Raw genomic sequence first — 18335 nt, 5'->3', positions numbered from 1 at the left:
TCCCCTTGGTTCCCAACGGTTCCCTTGGTTCCCCTCGGTCCCCGTACACAGGAGGCAGCTTGCGGCCGCAGACCTTCCGTCCCGACGACGCCGGAGCACGGTTCGACTGGGGTTTCCCGGGTGCCGGCCCGGGGGCCGGGATCCTCGGCGACCTCTCGGGCCGGCGGGTGCTCGACCTCGGGTGCGGCACGGCCCGGCACGCCGCGTATCTCGTCCACGCCTACGGCGCCTCGGTGGACGCGGTCGACTCGGGGCCGCACGAGCGGGCTCGTGCCGAGCACGGTGCGCTGCCGGGACTGCGCCTGGTGCGGGCCGACGCGGTGGAGTACCTGAGCACCACGGAGCCGTACGACGTCATCTACTCCGTCGACGCCGTCGCGTCCATCGATCCCCGCCGCCTGCTGCCCGCCCTCGCGTCGGCGCTCCGGCCCGGCGGGACGCTGTGCTTCGGCGTACCGCACACGGACTCCCGCGGCGGCGGCCCCTCGTCGGTCGTCGAACCGCGCCGCGCGGACGGTGTCCGGACGTGGGTGCTCACGCCGGACCTCTGGACGGACCTGCTCGCCGAGCAAGGGCTGCGCGTCGAACACGTCGAGGTCCTCGACGCGCCGGACGAGCCCGGCCACGCCTCTCACCGGATCCTCCGCGCCACCCGGCCGCTGCGAGTCTCCTCCCGTCCGCGCGGCGCCGGCCCGCCGGTCCCGCACGGGGCGCTCGGCGTGGGCGCCATCCTGCACGGCCCCCGGGGCCTGCTGCTGGGCCGGCACCGCCGGGGAACCTGGGAGCTGCCCGGCGGCACGGTGGAACCCGGTGAGTCGCTCCAGGAGACGGTGGTGCGCGAGCTCGCCGAGGAGACGGGGATCGAGGCGAGCCCCGCCGACGTACGCCTCCTGGGCACACTCCTCGACCATGTCGGTGACGTCGTACGGGTGACCGTGCCCGCCCTGGTCACGGCATGGCGGGGCGAGCCGGCCGACCAGCCCGGCGAACGCGTCGGCGACTGGCGCTGGTTCGCCCTGGACCGGCTGCCGGAGAACCTGTTCGTGTGCAGCGCCCAGGGCCTCACCGCGTGGCGCTCGGACCTGCCGATCGACCACATGCCCGCCCACTTCACCCCGTACGCCCCGTGACCGCGAAGGCGCGTGCAACCCTCTCGCAACCTTGCCCGTGCTGCACTCGACGACCATGGACGAGGAATCCGCACGCGCCGTGTACGACGAGGTCCCGCGCGTCGAGCTGACCCCCGCGGCCGCCGACCTGCTGCGCCGACTGCGTGAGACGCACGGCCCGCTGATGTTCCACCAGTCCGGCGGCTGTTGCGACGGCAGCGCTCCGATGTGCTTTCCGGCGGGCGAGTTCCGTACCGGTGGCTCGGACGTGCTGCTCGCGGAGCTGGTCGTGGAGGGGGTCGAGGAGCCGGTGACGTTCTGGATGTCGCGCAGCCAGTTCGAGGTGTGGAGCCATACCCGGCTGATCGTCGACGTCGTCGAGGGCCGGGGCAGCGGCTTCTCGCTGGAGGCACCCGAGGGGGTGCGTTTCCTCACCCGTTCGCGGGTCCTCGGCGCATAGACACCGTACGGCTCACGACCGTCTGGTGCACTTCCCCTGAGTCCTGGGACAGTTGACGAGACATCAGGGGGGACAGTGACGCGTCGTCAAGGACGGTTCGGAGCGGGCGGAAACGTACTGGCGTTGCTCGCGGCGCTCGGCACGCTGGCCGGTGCGACCCTGGTGGGAGCGGCACCGGCCGGCGCCGTACCGGACGGGACCGCGCTCGCGCCGGGGGTCTCCTACCGGGAGTTCGACGTCCCGGCGGCCAAGGGGGTCGCACACGCCCATGTGCTGACCGTCGACCTGCGCGATCCCCGGGTCCGCCTGGACCTGCTGTATCCGGGGGCGGTGGCCGCGCGTTCCCCCGTCTCCGGCATGGCCGACGCCGCCGGGGCCGTGGCGGGTGTCAACGGCGACTTCTTCAACATCACCGAGACCCAGCACCCGGGTGTCGAGGCCACAGGCGCGACCGTGGGCCCGGCCATCACACGGGGCCATGTCCTCAAGGCGGCGGTGCCGGACGGCCAGCGCTTCGGCCCCGCGCTGCCGCCCGGCACCGGCACCGAGGACGTGTTCGGCGTGGGCGTGGACCGGCGGGCCCGGCTGGACGCCCTCGCCCTCGACGGGTCGATCCGCACGCCGATGGGACGGCTGCCGCTCGGCGGGCTGAACCAGTACGCGCTGCCTGAGGGGTCCATCGGCGCGTTCACCTCCGACTGGGGCAGCGCCTCCCGGGTGCGCGCGATCTGCGGCACGGACACGGACCGGGCCGCTCCGTGCGGCACGGACACCTATGAGGTGACGGTCCGTCACCATCGGGTCGTGTCGCTGTCCGACACCCCAGGCGGTGGCCCCATCGCCGCGGGGACCACGGTGCTGGTCGGCCGGGAGGCGGGCGCGCGGCAGCTGCGGACGTTCTTCCAGGGCGAGTCGGTGACGGTGCGCCACCGCCTGGTGTCGTCCTCGACCCGGATCCCCTACCGCTTCGCGCTCGGCGGCTACCCCGTCCTGCGGGGCGGGCTGCCCCTGCCCGGCCTCGACGCCAGGACCTCCGCCGTGCGTACCGCCGTGGGTGTCGCGGACGGCGGGCGGCGCCTGCTGCTGCTCGCGCTGGACGGCGCGCCCCAGTACCGCACCGGGCTCACCATCGCCGAAGTCGCGGACACCATGCGGGAGTTGGGATCGGTCGACGCCTTCAGCCTGGACGGCGGCGGCTCCACGACCCTGGCCGCCCGGGTGCCGGGCGGAAGCGCCGTCACCGTACGCAACCATCCCACGGAGGGCGCGGAACGGCCCGTTCCGAACGGCATCGGGATCTTCACGACCCGGTGACGCTCACGGCCTGAGGCCGCTGACGATGTCCGCCGTCGCCTCCAGACCACTGTTGATGCTGGGTGCGATGTTCGTGCCGGCCAGGTAGAAACCGAGCAGCAGGCACACCAGCGCGTGGGAGACCTTCAGCCCGCCACTGCGCAGGAAGACCGTTGCCAGGATCACCAGCAGCAGCACCACAGAGATGGAAATCGCCATCGTCAACCTCCTCCGCCACGTCCGCTTCGCGGCGTTCGGCCGCAAGTGTGGCGTAGCGGAGGGTTCGTCCGGGCGGCTGACCTGTCCGCCGAACGTGTGATGTCCGGCGGGTTGTGGCTACGCCGGCCGGTGGGCGTCGAGGAACGTCTCCAGTCCGGCGAGGTCGTCCGTGTTGATGTGGTCGACGCCTGCGGCGAGCAGTTCGGTCCATACGGCGTCCCGCGCCGGGCCCGCCAGGTCAGGCGTGGCCCACAGCCGCACCGTCTGACCGCGCCGGTGCGCCGTCCCGACGATGCCGCGCAGCTTCTGCCGTTCGGCGTCGGGGAAGGCGCCGACGCCCGCCCAGGTGAAGTTGAGCGTCCAGTTGTCGCTGATCAGCGGGATGAAGGAGGCGGGCGCCGCGCTGCCGAGGTCGGCGAGCCGGCCGTCGTAGAAGGCCCGGCGGACGGTCTGTGCCTCCATCGGGGTACGGGCCGCACGGTCGCCGGAGATGACAGCCGTGACCGCGCCCGGGTGCACCCGGCCATGGGCGTAGGTCGTGAACAGGTGCTGGTAGCGCCGCAGATGACGGTCGAGTTCGAGGTAGGTCGACGAACCCTCCGTCTTGATGTCGATCAGCAGTTGCAGCGGCCGCCGGTAACCCCGGTACACGGAACCGTGGTTGGCCCTGACGCGGGCGGCCAGCGGGTCGAGGTAGAGGGATTCGAGGGTGCGGGTCGGGTCGAGGTCGACGGGGTCGTGGGCGACGAGAAGCTGGTCGCCGACGAGGTAGATGTCGGCCTCGACACTGCCGAAGCGGTGGTCGAGGGCGTCGAGAAGGGGCCGCGGATGCTCGTAGTCGTTGTGCGCGTGGGCACGCCACAACGGGCGAGGCCGGTGCTGGTGTTCGCCCGCGAACGCGTCGGCGGCGGGCAGGGCGACCGCGCCCGCGAGGGCGGCGCCGAGGGTGGTGAGGGCTCTGCGTCGGGTGGTGAGGGCCATGCTCTGCCTCCCTGGTAGGCCGTACGGGATCGCTGCGAGTATGCGATCCGAACGGCCCCTGGAGGCAGTGCCGGGACAGGAGTTGGCCGGACTGCCGCTGTCCGTTCATCTCGTCCGCGCGGGGCACACGAAAAAGCCCGCCCCAGGTCGGGCGGGCTTTCCCAGGTGAACGTCAGGGGGCCTGGAGGTCGACCAGTTCGGCCAGGGTCGCGCGGTGGGCGCCCGCGGTGCCGTAGGCGATCGAGTCGGCCTTGGCCCGCTTCAGGTTCAGGTGGACCGGGTGTTCCCAGGTCATACCGATGCCGCCGTGCAGTTGCAGGGCCTCCTCGGCGGCGCGGACCGCGACGGGGGCGGCGTAGGCCTGGGCGACGGCGACCGCCACGTCGACGTCCTCGCCGGTCGTGAGCGCGTCCGCCGCGCCCCGGGCCGCCGCCCGCAGGCTGACGACCTCCAGCCACAGCTGGGCGAGCCGGTGCTTGAGGGCCTGGAAGCCGCCGACGGGCCGGTTGAACTGCTTGCGTTCCTTGAGGTAGCGGACCGTCTCGGTCAACGACCATTCCGCCAGGCCGAGTTGCTCGGAGGCCAGCAGCCCGGCCGCGGTGCGCAGAGCACGGCGTACGGCGGGTTCGGCGTCGCCGATCCGGCGGGCCGACGCACCGTCCAGGGTGACGGTCGCGAGCGGTCGGGTCAGATCCAGCGGCACCTGCGGGGTGACGGTCACGGCGTCCACGTCGACGGCGTACAGCCCGCCGTCCTCGGCCGGGACGAGCAGCACATCGGCGACGGCCGCGTCCGCGATCCCGGGCAGCTCCCCGTGCAGTGTGCCGTTCTCCAGGCGTACGGACGTGAAGGCGGCGTCCGGTGCGGTGTGCAGCGCGACGGCGAGGGCACCGATCGTCCGGCCGGATGCCAGCAGGGCGAGCAGGTCGGCGTCCGCGCACGCCAGCAGCGCCTCGGTGGCGACGACGGCACTGGTCAGGTAGGGCACGGGGGCGACGGCCCGCCCCAACTCCTCCAGGACGACGGCGACTTCGCGGTGGGTGGCGCCCTGGCCGCCCCGCGCCTCGGGCACCAGCAGTCCCGCGAGGCCCATGCCTTCGGTGAGCGCCTTCCATGTCTCGCGATCGTGGGGCGTGGCCGACTCGGTCCGCACGATCACGCCCGCCGGGTCGCAGTGGTCGGTGAGCAGGTCGCGGACGGCGGCGCGCAGCGCCTCTTCCTCCTCCGAGTACAGCAGGTCGGGCTCGGTGCTCATCGGGCGAGGTCCTTCCAGGCGACGTCCTTGTCGTTGCGCGGCTCGCTGGGCAGTCCCAGGACGCGCTCGGCGACGATGTTCAGCAGGACCTCGCTGGTCCCGCCCTCGATGCTGTTGCCCTTGGAGCGGAGGTATCGGTAGCCGGCGTCGCGGCCGGTGAAGTCGACCAGCTCCGGTCGGCGCATGGTCCAGTCGTCGTACAACAGGCCTTCCCCGCCGAGGAGTTCGACCTCCAGGCCGCTGATCTCCTGGTTGAGGCGGGCGAACGCCAGCTTCATGCCGGCGCCCTCCGGGCCGGGCTGGCCGACGGCCATCTGCTGTCGCAGGCGTTCACCGGTGAGACGGGCGACCTCGGCGTCGACCCACAGCTTCAGCAGGCGCTGGTGCAGGTCGTGGGTGCGCAGTTCGGGGCGCTCACGCCAGGTCGTGGAGACCGGGCCGATCATGCCGCCCTCGCGGGGCAGCCGCATGCCGCCGATGGCGACGCGTTCGTTGTTCAGGGTGGTCTGGGCGACCCGCCAGCCGTCGCCTGCCTCACCGAGCCGACGCGAGTCGGGGATGCGGACGTCGGTGAGGAAGACCTCGTTGAACTCGGCCTCGCCGGTGATCTGGCGCAACGGCCGGACCTCGACGCCCGGGTCGGTCATGTCGCAGATGAAGTACGTGATGCCCCGGTGCTTGGGCGCGTCCGGGTCGGTGCGGGCGATGAGGATGGCCCAGCGGGCGAGGTGCGCGCTGGACGTCCACACCTTCTGCCCGTTGACGACCCAGCTGTCGCCTTCACGGACGGCCCGGGTGCGGAGGGCGGCCAGGTCGGATCCGGCGCCGGGCTCGCTGAAGAGCTGGCACCAGACCTCCTCGCCCACCCACAGCGGCCGCAGGAGTCGCTTCTGCTCGTCGGTGCCGTACTTCAGGATCGTCGGCGCGGCCATTCCCAGGCCGATGCCGATGCGCCGCGGGTCGTTGTCGGGGGCTTCGGCGGCCTCCAGTTCGGCGTCCACGACGGCCTGGAGGGAGCGCGGGGCTCCGAGGCCACCGAGGCCCTCGGGATAGTGCACCCAGGCGAGTCCGGCGTCGAAGCGGGCGCCGAGGAAGTCCAGGCGGTCGGTGGAGGCAGGCGGGTACGCGGCCAGCAACTGGGCGGTGCGGCGCTTGAGTTCGGCTGCGTCGGTCATGCCGCCGCTCCTTCCGTGAGGCCGGGGACGACGACGACCCGGCCGGTCGTCACACCGTCCCCGACCCGCTGCACGGCGGCCGCGGCGCCGCTCAGCGGCACGCGCTCGCTGACCAGCGGCTTGATCGCGCCCCGCGCGGCCAGTTCGGTGAGCTGCTCGTGGCAGTGCTGGACCAGCTTCGGGTTCTTGGTGTTGTACAGGCCCCAGTGCAGGCCGAGGATCGCGTAGTTCTTCACGAGGGCGTGGTTGAGCGACGGGCTGGGGATGGTGCCGCTCGCGAAGCCGACGACGACGATCCGGCCCTCGAAGGCGACGACCTTGGTCGACTGGGTGAAGGCCTCGCCGCCGACGGGATCGTAGATCACGTCGGCGCCCCGGCCGCCGGTGGCCTCCTTCACGGCGGCGATGACGTCCTCGGCGCGCCGGTCGATCACCACGTCACAACCCAGTTGCCGGGCGACGGAGACCTTGTCGGCGCCGCCGACGACACCGATCACCGTCGCTCCGGCAGCCTTGCCGAGCTGCACGGCCGCGCTGCCGACCCCTCCTGCGGCAGCGTGGACGAGCAGCGTCTCGCCGGCTTCCAGATCGGCCCGCCGGTGCAGACCGAACCAGCCGGTCTGGTACCCGATGTGCAGGGCGGCCGCCTCGGCGTCGTCCAGCGAGTCGGGGGCGGGCAGGACAGCGGCGGCGTCCGCGACGGCGTACTCGGCGAAACCGCCGTACGGCAGGGCGGGGTTGGCGATGACCCGGCGCCCGTCCTGCGTCTCGCCGCAGATCTCCACCCCCGGCGTGAACGGCAGCGGCGGCCTGACCTGGTAGTGCCCCCGGGCCATCAGCACGTCCGGGAAGTTGATGTTCGCGGCGCGCACCTTCAGCAGGACCTGGCCGTCACCGGGCGTGGGCCGCGCCACGTCCGCCAGGCGCATCACCTCGCCCGGCTCGCCGTTCTCGTGCACTTGCCATGCCTGCATGCGGGGCCTCCACGGGACTGCTTCGTCTGACCGGGGTCCTTCGCATACTAAGCGGTCGCTTGCCGATCAGGGAACAGTTCCCGGCCGCCGTCTTCGGTCGCGCCTCAGTCGTCCTCGTCACCCTCGCGTGCCGACCGTTTCGACTGCTTCGACGGCTTCGGCCGCGCCCGTACGTGCATGCGCTCCCCCTGCGGCCCGAACAGAGTGAGGAACTCCGCCGGCCCCTCCCCCGCCGCTCCGAACCAGTGCGGCACCCGGGTGTCGAACTCGACGACCTCCCCTGCCGTCAGGACGGCCTCCTGCCCGCCCAGCACCAGCCGGAGTCGCCCCGACAGTACGTACAGCCACTCGTAGCCCTCGTGGGTGCGCAGTTCCGGTTTCTCGTTCGTCTGCGGAGCCAGCACCTTGAAGGCCTGGAGTCCGCCGGGCTGGCGGGTGAGCGGCCAGTAGGTACGCCCGTGCCGGGAGATCGGCGCGGCCCGTACCCGCGGATCGCGCGCCGAGGGAGTGCCCACCAGCTCGTCGAGCGCCACGTCGTGCGCCCGTGCGATCGGCAGCAGCAGTTCCAGGCTTGGCTTGCGCAGACCCGATTCCAGCCGGGAGAGCGTGCTCACCGAGATACCGGTCGCCTCGGACAACCCGGCCAGCGTCGCGCCACGCTCCTTGCGGATCCGCCGCAGGCGCGTGCCGACCTCCGCCAGAACCTCGACCATGTCGTCGTCACTCATGATGTCCATTGCAGTTTCGGCAAACACATTTGTCAACACGGCAGGGGGCGAGCGACTGTCCAAGTGGAGGTGGTCACCATGACCGAGAAGCACACCGAGAAGTACGGCGACACGTACGAGGTGGTCGTCGTCGGAGGCGGCGCGGCCGGACTGTCCGCCGCGCTGGTCCTGGGCCGGGCCCGGCGCCGGACGCTGGTCGTCGACGCGGGCGAGCCGCGCAACGCGCCCGCCGCGCACATGCAGGGCTATCTGACCCGGGACGGCATGTCCCCCGCCGACTTCCTGGCGAAGGGCCGCGAGGAGATCGCGCGATACGGGGTGGAACTCGTCCGGGACCGGGCGGTGGACGTCACCAGGGACGGGGACTTCACCGTGGCCCTGGCGGGCGGCCGGACCGTGCGCGCCCGGCGCCTGGTGATCGCCACCGGCCTCCGGGACGAGCTGCCGGACGTCGCCGGCCTGGCCGAACGCTTCGGGCGGGATGTGCTGCACTGCCCGTACTGCCACGGCTGGGAGGTGCGGGACCAGGCCTTCGGTGTGCTCGCCACGACGCCGATGAGTGTGCACCAGGCGCTGATCGTCTCCCAGTGGTCGAAGGACGTGACGCTCTTCCTGCACCGGACCGCCGAGGAGGAGCTGTCCGACGAGGACCTGCGCAGGCTGGCCGCGGCCGGGGTCGCGGTGGTGCCGGGCGAGGTCTCCGGACTGGTCGTGGCGGACGACCGGCTCACCGGGGTCCGTCTCGCTGGGGGCGCCCCCTCCAGGGAAGGCACGACCCACGCCCTCGAGGTGCTGTTCGTGGCACCCCGTGCCGTCCCGCAGACCGATCTGCTGCGACGGCTGGGCGCTCAGCTGCGGGAGACCCCGTTCGGCGCGTACGCCGAGGTGGACGAGACGGGCCTGACCACCGTGCCCGGCGTGTGGTCCGCGGGCAACGTGATGGGCATGGCCGAGCAGGTCGTGAACGCGGCGGCCGGCGGGTACCGCGCGGGTGTCACGATCAACGGGGAGCTGCTGATGGCGGACCTCGACGCGGCCGTGCGGGTGTAGAGCGGGCGCCCGCGGTGCACCATGGCTGCATGCTGCTGACCCGGCTGGCCCAGGTGTCCCAGGAGGTGGCCGCCACCTCGGCGCGCTCCCGGAAGATCGCGCTTCTCGCCGAGCTGTTCCGGGACGCGGAGGCCGAGGACGTGCCGATCGTCATCCCGTACCTCGCCGGACGGCTGCCCCAGGGGCGGCTCGGCGTCGGCTGGAAGGTGCTGAGCCGACCCGTCGCCCCGGCCGCCGAGCCGAGCCTGACCGTGCGCGACACGCACGGCCTGCTGAGCGCGCTCGGCGAGGTCTCGGGCGCCGGGTCGCAGGCCGAGCGGGCCCGTCTGGTCGGTGAGCTGATGGGCGCGGCCACGGAGCACGAGCAGCGGTTCCTGCTCGGACTGATCAGCGGCGAGGTGCGGCAGGGCGCGCTGGACGCCGTCGCGATCGAGGGCCTCGCCCAGGCCACGCGGGCGCCGGCGGCGGACGTACGACGGGCCGTGATGCTCGCGGGTTCGCTCCAGCCGGTCGCCGAGGCCCTGCTCTCGGACGGCCCCGGCGCCCTCGACCGCTTCCGGCTCACCGTCGGCCGCCCGGTCCTGCCGATGCTGGCGCACAGCGCCTCCTCGGTGTCCGAGGCGGTCGACAAGCTCGGCGCGTGCGCGGTGGAGGAGAAGCTGGACGGCATCCGCGTCCAGGTGCACCGGGACGGCGACACCGTACGGCTGTACACCCGCACCCTCGACGACATCACCGACCGGTTGCCCGAACTGACCTCGGCGGCCCTGGAGTTGAGGGGCGACCGGTTCATCCTGGACGGCGAGGTGATCGCCTTCGACGCCGCCGGACGGCCCCGGTCCTTCCAGGAGACCGCCGGGCGGGTCGGCTCCCGGGTGGACGTGGCGACGGCCGCCCGGACGGTCCCCGTCTCCCCCGTCTTCTTCGACGTGCTGTCCCTCGACGACCGCGACCTGCTGGATCTGCCGTTCGCCGAGCGGCACGCGGAGCTGGCCCGGCTGGTTCCGGAGCCGATGCGGGTGCGGCGGACCCTGGTGTCCGGCCCGCAGGAGGCGCGGGCGGCCGAGGAGTTCCTCGCCGAGACCCTGGAGCGCGGCCACGAGGGCGTGGTCGCGAAGTCCCTCGACGCCCCCTACAGCGCGGGCCGGCGGGGTGCCTCCTGGCTGAAGGTCAAGCCCGTGCACACGCTCGACCTGGTGGTCCTGGCCGCCGAGTGGGGTCACGGCCGCCGCACCGGGAAGCTGTCCAACCTGCATCTCGGAGCACGCGCCGCGGACGGTTCGTTCGCGATGCTCGGCAAGACCTTCAAAGGCATGACCGACGCGATGCTGACCTGGCAGACCGGGCGGCTCCAGGAACTGGCCGTGGACACCGACGGATACACGGTGACCGTACGTCCCGAACTCGTCGTCGAGATCGCCTACGACGGGCTGCAGAAGTCCACCCGCTACCCGGCCGGCGTCACCCTCCGCTTCGCCCGCGTGGTCCGCTACCGCGAGGACAAACGCCCCGAGGACGCCGACACGGTCGAGACGCTCCTCGCCGCCCACCCCGAGGTGAGGCCGTGAAGCGCAGCGCGGGGCTCCTGCTGTTCCGGCACACCGATCACGGGCTGGAGGTGCTGCTCGGCCATATGGGCGGCCCCTTCTTCGCGCGGCGCGACGCCGGGGCCTGGACGGTGCCGAAGGGCGAGTACGAACCCGACGAGCCCGCCTGGGACGCGGCCCGGCGCGAGTTCCGGGAGGAGCTCGGCCTTGCGCCGCCCGACGGCGAGGCCGTACCGCTGGGCGAGGTCCGGCAGACCAACGGCAAGATCGTCACCGTGTGGGCGGTGGCGGCGGACCTCGACCCGGCGACGATCAGGCCGGGCACGTTCCGCATGGAGTGGCCGCCGAAGTCCGGGCAGATCCAGGAGTTCCCGGAGCTGGACCGCGTGGCGTGGTTCGACCTCGACGGGGCCCGGGCGGTGATCGTGAAGGCGCAGGCCGCGTTTCTAGACCGGCTGGCGGAGCACTCGGCCTAGGAGGGTGCTGAAGATCTTGGCCGGATCAGCGAGCGGCGGCTGGTGCGTGCAGTTGCCAGGCGGCAGATGTGCGTGCCAGGCGTCGGGAGCCCGGCCAAGATCTTCAGCGCCCTCCTAAGACGCAACCGCGTTGCGATCCCCGCCGCCGCGCGGGAAGGTCGGAAACACAGCCCGTCCCAGGGAGGTCAGCCATGCCCATCGCAACGGTCAACCCGGCGAACGGCGAGACATTCAAGACGTACGAGGCCATGGGCGAGGAGGAGATCGAGCGCCGGCTCCAGCTCGCGGAGGCCACGTTCCGCACGTATCGGACGACGACCCTCGCGGAGCGCGCCCGCCTGCTGCACCGGGCCGCCGATCTCCTCGGCGAGGACCAGCAGGACATCGCCCGCGTGATGACACTGGAGATGGGCAAGCCGGTCAAGCAGGCCCGCGCTGAGGCCGCGAAGTGCGCCAAGGCGATGCACTGGTACGCCGACCACGCCGAGGAACTGCTCGCCGACGAGGAGCCCGCCGCCTCCGACGTGAAGGACTCCGGCGCCTCCCGAGCCCTGGTCCGCTACCGGCCGCTGGGCCCGGTACTCGCGGTGATGCCGTGGAACTTCCCGCTGTGGCAGGTGATCCGCTTCGCGGCCCCGGCCCTGATGGCGGGCAACGTGGGCCTGCTCAAGCACGCCTCCAACGTCCCGCAGACCGCCCTCTACCTGGAGGACCTCTTCCACCGCGCGGGCTTCACCGAGGGCACCTTCCAGACCCTCCTGGTCGGCTCCGGCGCGGTCGACGAGATCCTGCGTGACGACCGGGTCAAGGCGGCCACTCTCACGGGCAGCGAGCCCGCGGGACGGGCGGTCGCGTCCACCGCCGGAGAGATGATCAAGAAGACGGTGCTGGAGCTGGGCGGCAGCGACCCGTACGTCGTGATGCCCTCCGCCGACATCGACCGGGCCGCCCAGGTGGCGGTGACCGCGCGGGTGCAGAACAACGGGCAGTCCTGTATCGCCGCCAAGCGCTTCATCGTCCACACGGACGTGTACGACGCCTTCGCCGAGCGGTTCGTCGCGGGCATGAAGGCGCTGAAGGTCGGCGATCCGCTGGCGGAGGACACCGAGGTCGGACCCCTGGCCAGCGAGCAGGGGCGGTCCGACCTGGAGGAACTCGTCGACGACGCCAGGCGCGGTGGCGCGAGTGTGCTGTGCGGGGGCGAACGGCCCGACGGGGACGGCTGGTACTACCCGCCGACCGTCCTGGCCGGCATCACCCGCGAGATGCGCATCCATCGCGAGGAGGCCTTCGGACCGGTCGCCACGCTGTATCGCGCGGCCGACCTGGACGAGGCGGTCCTCATCGCCAACGACTCGCCGTTCGGACTGAGTTCCAACGTGTGGACGCGGGACGAGACGGACGTCGACCGGTTCGTACGGGACCTGGAGGCCGGCGGTGTGTACGTCAACGGGATGACCGCGTCCCACCCGGCGTTCCCGTTCGGCGGGGTGAAGAGGTCCGGGTACGGGCGTGAGCTGTCCGGGCACGGAATCCGGGAGTTCTGCAACATCACCACCGTATGGCACGGAGCGTGACGCTTCCGCGACTACGATCCCCTCTGTGAACCGCGAAGTGACTCTGCCTCTGATCGTCGACGACCGCGGGACCTTGCAGGTGGCTGCCGCCGAGGTCAGCAAATTGTTGCGGACCGTGGGTGGCCGGTGGCTGCACCTTGTCGAGGCCGGTGAGGACGGGCTCGACGAGGACACGGTGGCGGCCCTGACGATCGAGCTCGCGAAGCTCGCCGACCGGATCGACGTGGCGTGTATCGCGCACAGCAGCGGGACCACGCCGTAGCGGTCGCCCCTCTGATCGGCCGGCTTCCCGGCGACGAGGGGTGTGGGGCTGTATCCCACACCCCTGACGGCGCTACCGAATGGGCATCCCCGACAGGGTCCGGGCGATCACCAACCGCTGGATCTCGCTGGTCCCCTCGAAGATCGTGTAGATCGCCGCGTCCCGGTGCATCCGCTCCACCGGGTACTCCCGCGTGTAGCCGTTCCCGCCCAGGATCTGCACCGCCTGAGCCGTCACCTTCTTCGCCGTCTCGCTCGCGAACAGCTTCGACATCGACCCCTCGGCCGCCGTGAACTGCTTGCCGTTGACCGCCATCCAGGACGCCCGCCAGACCAACAGCCGGGCCGCGTCGATGGATGTCCGCATGTCCGCGAGCTGGAAGGCCACACCCTGGTTGTCGATGATGGGCCGGCCGAACTGCTCACGCGTCTTGGCGTACTCGAGGGCCTCCTCGTACGCGGCACGGGCCGTACCGACGGCCATCGCGCCAACAGCCGGACGCGAAGCCTCGAACGTGGCCATCGCCGCGTTCTTGACCCGCTCGCCACCCCCCGCCCTGGCCCGCTCCCGGGCCCGCGCCAGCCGCTCGTCCAGCTTCTCCTTGCCGCCGAGCAGGCAGGACGCGGGGACGCGCACGTTGTCGAGAACGACCTCGGCGGTGTGCGAGGCACGGATCCCGTGCTTCTTGAACTTCTGGCCCTGCGCCAGACCCGGCGTGCCCGGCGGGACGATGAAGGAGGCGTGGCCCTTGGAGCCCAGTTCCGTGTCGACGACCGCGACGACGACATGGACGTTGGCGATGCCGCCGTTGGTCGCCCAGGTCTTGGTGCCGTTGAGCACCCACTCGTCCTTGGCCTCGTCGTACACCGCGCGGGTACGCATCGAGGCGACGTCCGAGCCGGCGTCGGGCTCGGAGGAGCAGAACGCGGCGACCTTGACGTCGTCGGCGTCGCCGTACATCTGCGGGATCCAGGTGCCGATCTGCTCCTCGGTGCCGTTGGCGAGGACGCCGACGGCGGCGAGGCCGGTGCCGACGATGGAGAGGGCGATGCCCGCGTCACCCCAGAACAGTTCCTCCATGGCCATCGGGATGCCGAGGCCGGTGGGGTCGAAGTACTGCTGGGCGTAGAAGTCGAGGGAGTAGATCCCGACCTTGGCGGCCTCCTGGATCACCGGCCAGGGAGTCTCCTCACGCTCGTCCCATTCGGCGGCCGCGGGGCGGATGACGTCGGCCGCGAAGCCGTGCAGCCAGTCCCTGACCTCTTTCTGCTCGTCATTGAGCTCCATGGTGAATTCGGCCATGTCCCCTCCAGCGGCGACGCACGTGCGTGTTACTTACGGTAACACCGAGTCTGTTACCGGCGGGTAGGAAAAGTCAACTCCTGATGACCGCCCGGCCGCCCGTTCGATGTGCGGTGCATGCTTGGTGTTAGTTTGCGCAGGCGTTACCTAATCAGCACGGGTGGGGAGAGCAACATGGACACCACGCAGCGGACCGATCAGCAACGGTCCGCCGACCGCCGCCGGCGCGAGCTGTTGGAGGCCGCGGACAGGGTGGTGCTGCGCGACGGCCCTCATGCATCGATGAACGCGATCGCCGCGGAAGCCGGCATCACGAAGCCGATTCTCTACCGCCACTTCGGCGACAAGGGCGGACTTTACGCCGCGTTGGCCAAGCGGCACACCGACGCCCTGCTCAATTCGCTGCGGGCGGCGCTCGACGCTCCCGCGGAGCGGCGGGAGCGGGTCGAGGCCACGTTGGACACCTATCTCGCGGCGATCGAGGCCCGGCCCCAGGTGTACCGGTTCCTGATGCATCCGGCGGACGGCGGCCAGGCCGACGGGGGACACGCCGGGGAGCCGGGGTTCGATGTCGGCAAGCATTCCATTCCGCTGTTGCGGCGGATGGGCGAGGAGTTGGCCCAGGTCATCGAGGATCGGCTGGATCTCGGGCCCGGGGGGCAGCAGTTGGCCCGGGTGTGGGGCCACGGGATCGTCGGGATGATGCACGCGGCCGGTGACTGGTGGCTCGGAGAACGACCGTGCTCGCGAGCCGAGTTGGTGCGGAGTCTGGCGGATCTGCTGTGGGGGCGGCTGGCCGCGGCGGGGGACAAGATCGGCGGCCCGGGGTTCTGAAGGTTGTGGGGCGGCCGCGGGTTCACGGGGGCTGGTCGCGCAGTTCCCCGCGCCCCTGGGTGAGTCTGCCGCGCCGCCAGCCTTCACGCGGTCCGCACAGACCTTGCCGTCCGGGTGGTCGCACTCGTGCGTGGGCGGCTGCGGGATGTCGGGGGTGGTCGCGCAGTTCCCCGCGCCCCTAGGTGGGATCAGTCCCCCTGTGCCAAGAGGCTCGCCTTGCTTGTCGCCGCAGTCTGGTGCGGCGCCAGCCCTTCACGCGGTCCGCGTAGACCTGGCCTTCCAGGTGGTCGCACTCGTGCTGCAGGCATCTCGCGAAGAAGCCCGTGCCGTGGATCGTCAGTGGCTCGCCCGTCACCGTGAAACCCTCGATCACCGCGTGGTCGTAGCGTTCCAGGCCCGCCTCCAGCCCTGGGAGGGACAGGCAGCCCTCGGGGCCCCGCAGCACCAGCCCGTCCGCTTCCACCAGGCGCGGATTCACCACGTGGCCCAGGTGGCGGACCTCCTCGTCGTCCGGGCAGTCGTAGACGAACACCCGTAGCGGCTCGCCGATCTGGTTGGCGGCGAGGCCCACGCCCTGGGCGGCGTACATGGTCGCGAACAAGTCCTCGACGAGAAGAGCGAGTTCGGGGCCGAAGTCGGTGACCTCCGCGCAGGGGGTGTGGAGTGCAGGATCGCCGAGCAGGGCGAGGGGCCTCACGCGCCCTCGGGCGCCCGGGATGGAGCCGTTTCGCATGGCGGCAAGGGTACGGTCCTCACTGTCACGCGAATGTCGTACGGGCGCCGCGATTCGGGAGTGTGAATGGATCTCGATAGGCTGAGGTCCACACCACGTTGCCGGAGGCAGGAGCGCGGCGCGTACGCAAGGAGGATCGAGAACTGATGGCAGGCAACTCGGACCCGCTTTCGCCGCGGGCCAAGATCGCCGTGACCGCGGGCAAGGCGGTCGCGGCGGCATCGCGCGCCGCAGGGCGCGGCAGCGGTTCCGTGATCGGCGGCCGGGTGGCACTCAAACTCGACCCCGACCTTCTCGCCCGGCTCGCCCAGCACCTGGACGTCGTGCTGGTGTCGGCGACCAACGGCAAGACCACGACGACCCGGCTGATCGCCGAGGCGTTGCGGGCCGCGGGCCCGGTCGTCTCGAACGCGCTCGGCGCCAACATGCCGGCCGGCATCACCTCGGCGCTGGCGGGCAGCTCGGACGCGCGCTACGGCGTCATCGAGGTCGACGAGAAGTACCTGGCCGGGGTCGCGCGGGACACCGACCCCAAGTGCATCGCGCTGCTCAACCTCTCGCGCGACCAGCTCGACCGCGCCGCCGAGACCCGCATGCTCGCCGAGAACTGGCGGGAGGGCCTGGCCGGTTCCAAGGCCGTGATCGTGGCCAACGCGGACGACCCGCTGGTGGTGTGGGCCGCGTCCTCCTCCCCCAACGTGATCTGGGTCGCCGCCGGACAGATGTGGAAGGACGACGCCTGGTCCTGCCCGGCCTGCGGTGGCGTGATGCAGCGGCCGGGCGACGACTGGTTCTGCGGCGAGTGCGGATTCCGCCGGCCGACGCCCAGCTGGGCCCTGTCCGGAGACCATGTCCTCGATCCGCACGGGTCCGCCTGGCCGATCCACCTCCAGCTGCCGGGCCGCGCCAACAAGGCCAACGCCGCCTCCTCGGCCGCCGTCGCCGCCGTCTTCGGGGTGCCGCCGCAGGTCGCCCTGGAGCGCATGTACCAGGTACAGGCGGTGGCCGGACGGTACGACGTGGTCCAGTTCATGGAGCGCGACCTCAGACTCCTGCTCGCGAAGAACCCGGCCGGCTGGCTCGAAACGTTCAGCCTGATCGATCCGCCGCCGACCCCGGTGATCCTCTCGGTGAACGCGCGCGGCGCCGACGGCACGGACACCTCCTGGCTGTGGGACGTCGACTACACGCGTCTGACCGGCCACCCCATCTGCGTGGTCGGTGAACGGAAGCTGGACCTCGCGGTGCGTCTGGAGGTGGCCAACCAGCACTTCCAGGTCTGCGAGAACCTCGACCAGGCGGTGCAGCTGAGCCCACCGGGCCGCATCGAGGTCATCGCCAACTACACCGCCTTCCAGGACCTGCGCCGCCGCGTCGGCAACTGAGCACCGGACTTCAGGGGACTTTTGTGAGCGACAACCAACTGCGGGTCGTCTGGATCTATCCTGACCTGCTCAGCACCTACGGCGACCAGGGCAACGTCCTCGTGGTGGAGCGCCGGGCCCGGCAGCGCGGCCTCGACGTGGCCCGCCTCGACGTGCGCAGCGACCAGCCGATCCCGACCTCCGGCGACATCTACCTGATCGGCGGCGGCGAGGACCGGCCGCAGCGGCTCGCGTCCGAGCGGCTGCGCCGGGACGGCGGTCTGCAACGGGCGGTGGAGAACGGCGCCATCGTGTTCTCGGTGTGCGCCGGCTACCAGATCCTCGGCCAGGAGTTCATCAACGACCTCGGCCAGCGCGAGCCGGGCCTCGGTCTGCTCGACGTGGTGTCGGTGCGCGGCGAGGGCGAGAGGTGCGTCGGTGACGTGCTGGGCGACATCGACGCCCGGCTGGGCCTGCCGCCGCTGACCGGCTTCGAGAACCATCAGGGCGTCACCCACCTCGGCCCCACCGCCCGCCCGCTCGCCCAGGTCCGTATGGGCAACGGCAACGGCACCGGTGACGGCACGGAGGGGGCGTACAACGACACGGTCTTCGGTACCTACATGCACGGTCCCGTGCTGGCGCGCAACCCGCTGATCGCCGACCTGCTGCTGAAGCTGGCGCTCGACGTGAACGCGCTGCCGCCGACCGACGACCGGTGGTACGAGGCGCTGCGCAACGAGCGCATCGCCTCCGCTCAGCAGCCCGCGTGAGGACAGCCGCGCGGCGGCCCACGTGAGGACTTCGGTCGGTTTCGCCACGGGCGCGTACGAGGGAGACCTCGGGCGCGCCCGTCGTGCGTTCCAGGGGAAGTCCAGGCGGCCGCTGGTGCCGTCCGGCATCGTCTTCATCGAGATCGAGCCCGCCTGACGCCTCGTCCGCTCACCTGTGCGGCCGCGTCCATCAGGCGGACGCCTGCTACGGAGCCACCCCCAG

20 protein-coding genes are annotated in these 18335 nt (G+C 71.7%); 12 read left to right on the top strand and 8 right to left on the bottom strand.

The features are described from left to right. Positions 1–59: 59 nt before the first annotated feature. The 3 genes from AB0H86_RS10880 to AB0H86_RS10870 all read left to right on the top strand — a co-directional run bounded on the left by AB0H86_RS10880 (position 60) and on the right by AB0H86_RS10870 (position 2883). Positions 60–1130: a bifunctional class I SAM-dependent methyltransferase/NUDIX hydrolase gene (locus tag AB0H86_RS10880; protein ID WP_362435725.1), complete on the top strand. Its 1071-nt coding sequence runs from the start codon at positions 60–62 to the stop codon at positions 1128–1130. A gap of 55 nt (positions 1131–1185) precedes the next feature. Further along, positions 1186–1569 carry a DUF779 domain-containing protein gene (locus tag AB0H86_RS10875; RefSeq protein WP_362435723.1) on the top strand — a complete coding sequence of 128 codons (384 nt, stop codon included), beginning with the start codon at positions 1186–1188 and terminating at the stop codon, positions 1567–1569. Positions 1570–1644: 75 nt separating this feature from the next. Continuing rightward, positions 1645–2883 carry a phosphodiester glycosidase family protein gene (locus tag AB0H86_RS10870; RefSeq protein ID WP_362435721.1) on the top strand — a complete coding sequence of 413 codons (1239 nt, stop codon included), beginning with the start codon at positions 1645–1647 and terminating at the stop codon, positions 2881–2883. A 3-nt stretch (positions 2884–2886) separates the two neighbouring features. Here the strand turns inward: AB0H86_RS10870 and AB0H86_RS10865 are convergent, their stop codons facing one another. From AB0H86_RS10865 to AB0H86_RS10840, 6 genes are all read right to left on the bottom strand, one after another. Next, complete coding sequence (locus tag AB0H86_RS10865; RefSeq protein ID WP_362435719.1) at positions 2887–3081, bottom strand: hypothetical protein; 195 nt, start codon at positions 3079–3081, stop codon at positions 2887–2889. A 117-nt stretch (positions 3082–3198) separates the two neighbouring features. Further along, complete coding sequence (locus AB0H86_RS10860; RefSeq protein ID WP_362435717.1) at positions 3199–4062, bottom strand: phosphatidylinositol-specific phospholipase C/glycerophosphodiester phosphodiesterase family protein; 864 nt, start codon at positions 4060–4062, stop codon at positions 3199–3201. 172 nt (positions 4063–4234) lie between these two features. Further along, on the bottom strand, positions 4235–5317 hold the full coding sequence (locus AB0H86_RS10855) for an acyl-CoA dehydrogenase family protein (protein WP_362435715.1): 1083 nt from the start codon (positions 5315–5317) through the stop codon (positions 4235–4237). Then, positions 5314–6492, bottom strand: coding sequence for an acyl-CoA dehydrogenase family protein (locus AB0H86_RS10850; protein WP_362435713.1), 1179 nt, complete (start codon positions 6490–6492; stop codon positions 5314–5316). Before AB0H86_RS10850 ends, AB0H86_RS10855 begins: the two co-directional genes overlap by 4 nt. Next, complete coding sequence (locus AB0H86_RS10845) at positions 6489–7466, bottom strand: NADPH:quinone oxidoreductase family protein (RefSeq protein ID WP_362435711.1); 978 nt, start codon at positions 7464–7466, stop codon at positions 6489–6491. The genes AB0H86_RS10850 and AB0H86_RS10845 overlap by 4 nt, the downstream gene beginning before the upstream one ends. A 104-nt stretch (positions 7467–7570) precedes the next feature. After that, positions 7571–8194 (bottom strand): XRE family transcriptional regulator, encoded by a 624-nt coding sequence (locus tag AB0H86_RS10840; protein WP_362435709.1) that lies wholly within the window; start codon positions 8192–8194, stop codon positions 7571–7573. Between the two features lie 78 nt (positions 8195–8272). On the opposite strand from AB0H86_RS10840, the gene AB0H86_RS10835 reads away from it, so the two are divergent. The 5 genes from AB0H86_RS10835 (at position 8273) to AB0H86_RS10815 (ending at position 13106) form a co-directional block, all read left to right on the top strand. Next, positions 8273–9244: an NAD(P)/FAD-dependent oxidoreductase gene (locus tag AB0H86_RS10835; protein WP_362435707.1), complete on the top strand. Its 972-nt coding sequence runs from the start codon at positions 8273–8275 to the stop codon at positions 9242–9244. A 29-nt stretch (positions 9245–9273) separates the two neighbouring features. Further along, complete coding sequence (locus AB0H86_RS10830) at positions 9274–10812, top strand: ATP-dependent DNA ligase (protein WP_362435705.1); 1539 nt, start codon at positions 9274–9276, stop codon at positions 10810–10812. Beyond that, positions 10809–11267, top strand: a complete 459-nt coding sequence (locus AB0H86_RS10825) for an NUDIX domain-containing protein (RefSeq protein WP_362435703.1) — start codon at positions 10809–10811, stop codon at positions 11265–11267. The genes AB0H86_RS10830 and AB0H86_RS10825 overlap by 4 nt, the downstream gene beginning before the upstream one ends. A 191-nt stretch (positions 11268–11458) precedes the next feature. Further along, positions 11459–12844 (top strand): NADP-dependent succinic semialdehyde dehydrogenase, encoded by a 1386-nt coding sequence (locus tag AB0H86_RS10820; RefSeq protein WP_362435701.1) that lies wholly within the window; start codon positions 11459–11461, stop codon positions 12842–12844. A gap of 25 nt (positions 12845–12869) precedes the next feature. Then, positions 12870–13106, top strand: coding sequence for a DUF6213 family protein (locus AB0H86_RS10815; RefSeq protein WP_356770456.1), 237 nt, complete (start codon positions 12870–12872; stop codon positions 13104–13106). 72 nt (positions 13107–13178) lie between these two features. Here AB0H86_RS10815 and AB0H86_RS10810 read toward each other — a convergent pair whose 3' ends face one another. Next, a complete protein-coding gene (locus tag AB0H86_RS10810; RefSeq protein ID WP_362435699.1) occupies positions 13179–14408 on the bottom strand; it encodes an acyl-CoA dehydrogenase family protein in 1230 nt (409 codons plus the stop codon). A gap of 174 nt (positions 14409–14582) precedes the next feature. Here AB0H86_RS10810 and AB0H86_RS10805 point away from each other — a divergent pair, with 174 nt between their 5' ends. Continuing rightward, the gene (locus AB0H86_RS10805) at positions 14583–15242 is read left to right on the top strand and encodes a TetR family transcriptional regulator (protein WP_362435697.1); all 660 of its coding nucleotides are present in this window, start codon (positions 14583–14585) and stop codon (positions 15240–15242) included. 178 nt (positions 15243–15420) lie between these two features. Here AB0H86_RS10805 and def read toward each other — a convergent pair whose 3' ends face one another. Further along, positions 15421–15975: a peptide deformylase gene (gene def, locus AB0H86_RS10800; RefSeq protein WP_362435695.1), complete on the bottom strand. Its 555-nt coding sequence runs from the start codon at positions 15973–15975 to the stop codon at positions 15421–15423. Positions 15976–16121: 146 nt separating this feature from the next. On the opposite strand from def, the gene AB0H86_RS10795 reads away from it, so the two are divergent. Genes AB0H86_RS10795 through AB0H86_RS10785 form a run of 3 tightly spaced genes read left to right on the top strand, consistent with a single transcriptional unit; the run spans position 16122 to position 18269 of the window. After that, complete coding sequence (locus AB0H86_RS10795; protein ID WP_362435693.1) at positions 16122–17360, top strand: MurT ligase domain-containing protein; 1239 nt, start codon at positions 16122–16124, stop codon at positions 17358–17360. Between the two features lie 23 nt (positions 17361–17383). Next, a complete protein-coding gene (locus AB0H86_RS10790; protein WP_362435691.1) occupies positions 17384–18112 on the top strand; it encodes a glutamine amidotransferase in 729 nt (242 codons plus the stop codon). 22 nt (positions 18113–18134) lie between these two features. Continuing rightward, positions 18135–18269, top strand: coding sequence for a hypothetical protein (locus tag AB0H86_RS10785; RefSeq protein ID WP_362435689.1), 135 nt, complete (start codon positions 18135–18137; stop codon positions 18267–18269). Positions 18270–18335 lie beyond the last annotated feature (66 nt).

It is taken from the genome of Streptomyces sp. NPDC050997 (assembly GCF_040660135.1).
Classification (GTDB): domain Bacteria; phylum Actinomycetota; class Actinomycetes; order Streptomycetales; family Streptomycetaceae; genus Streptomyces.
The sequence above is the reverse complement of the archived record's forward strand: the minus strand, read 5'-3'. Positions and strand labels throughout refer to the sequence as shown.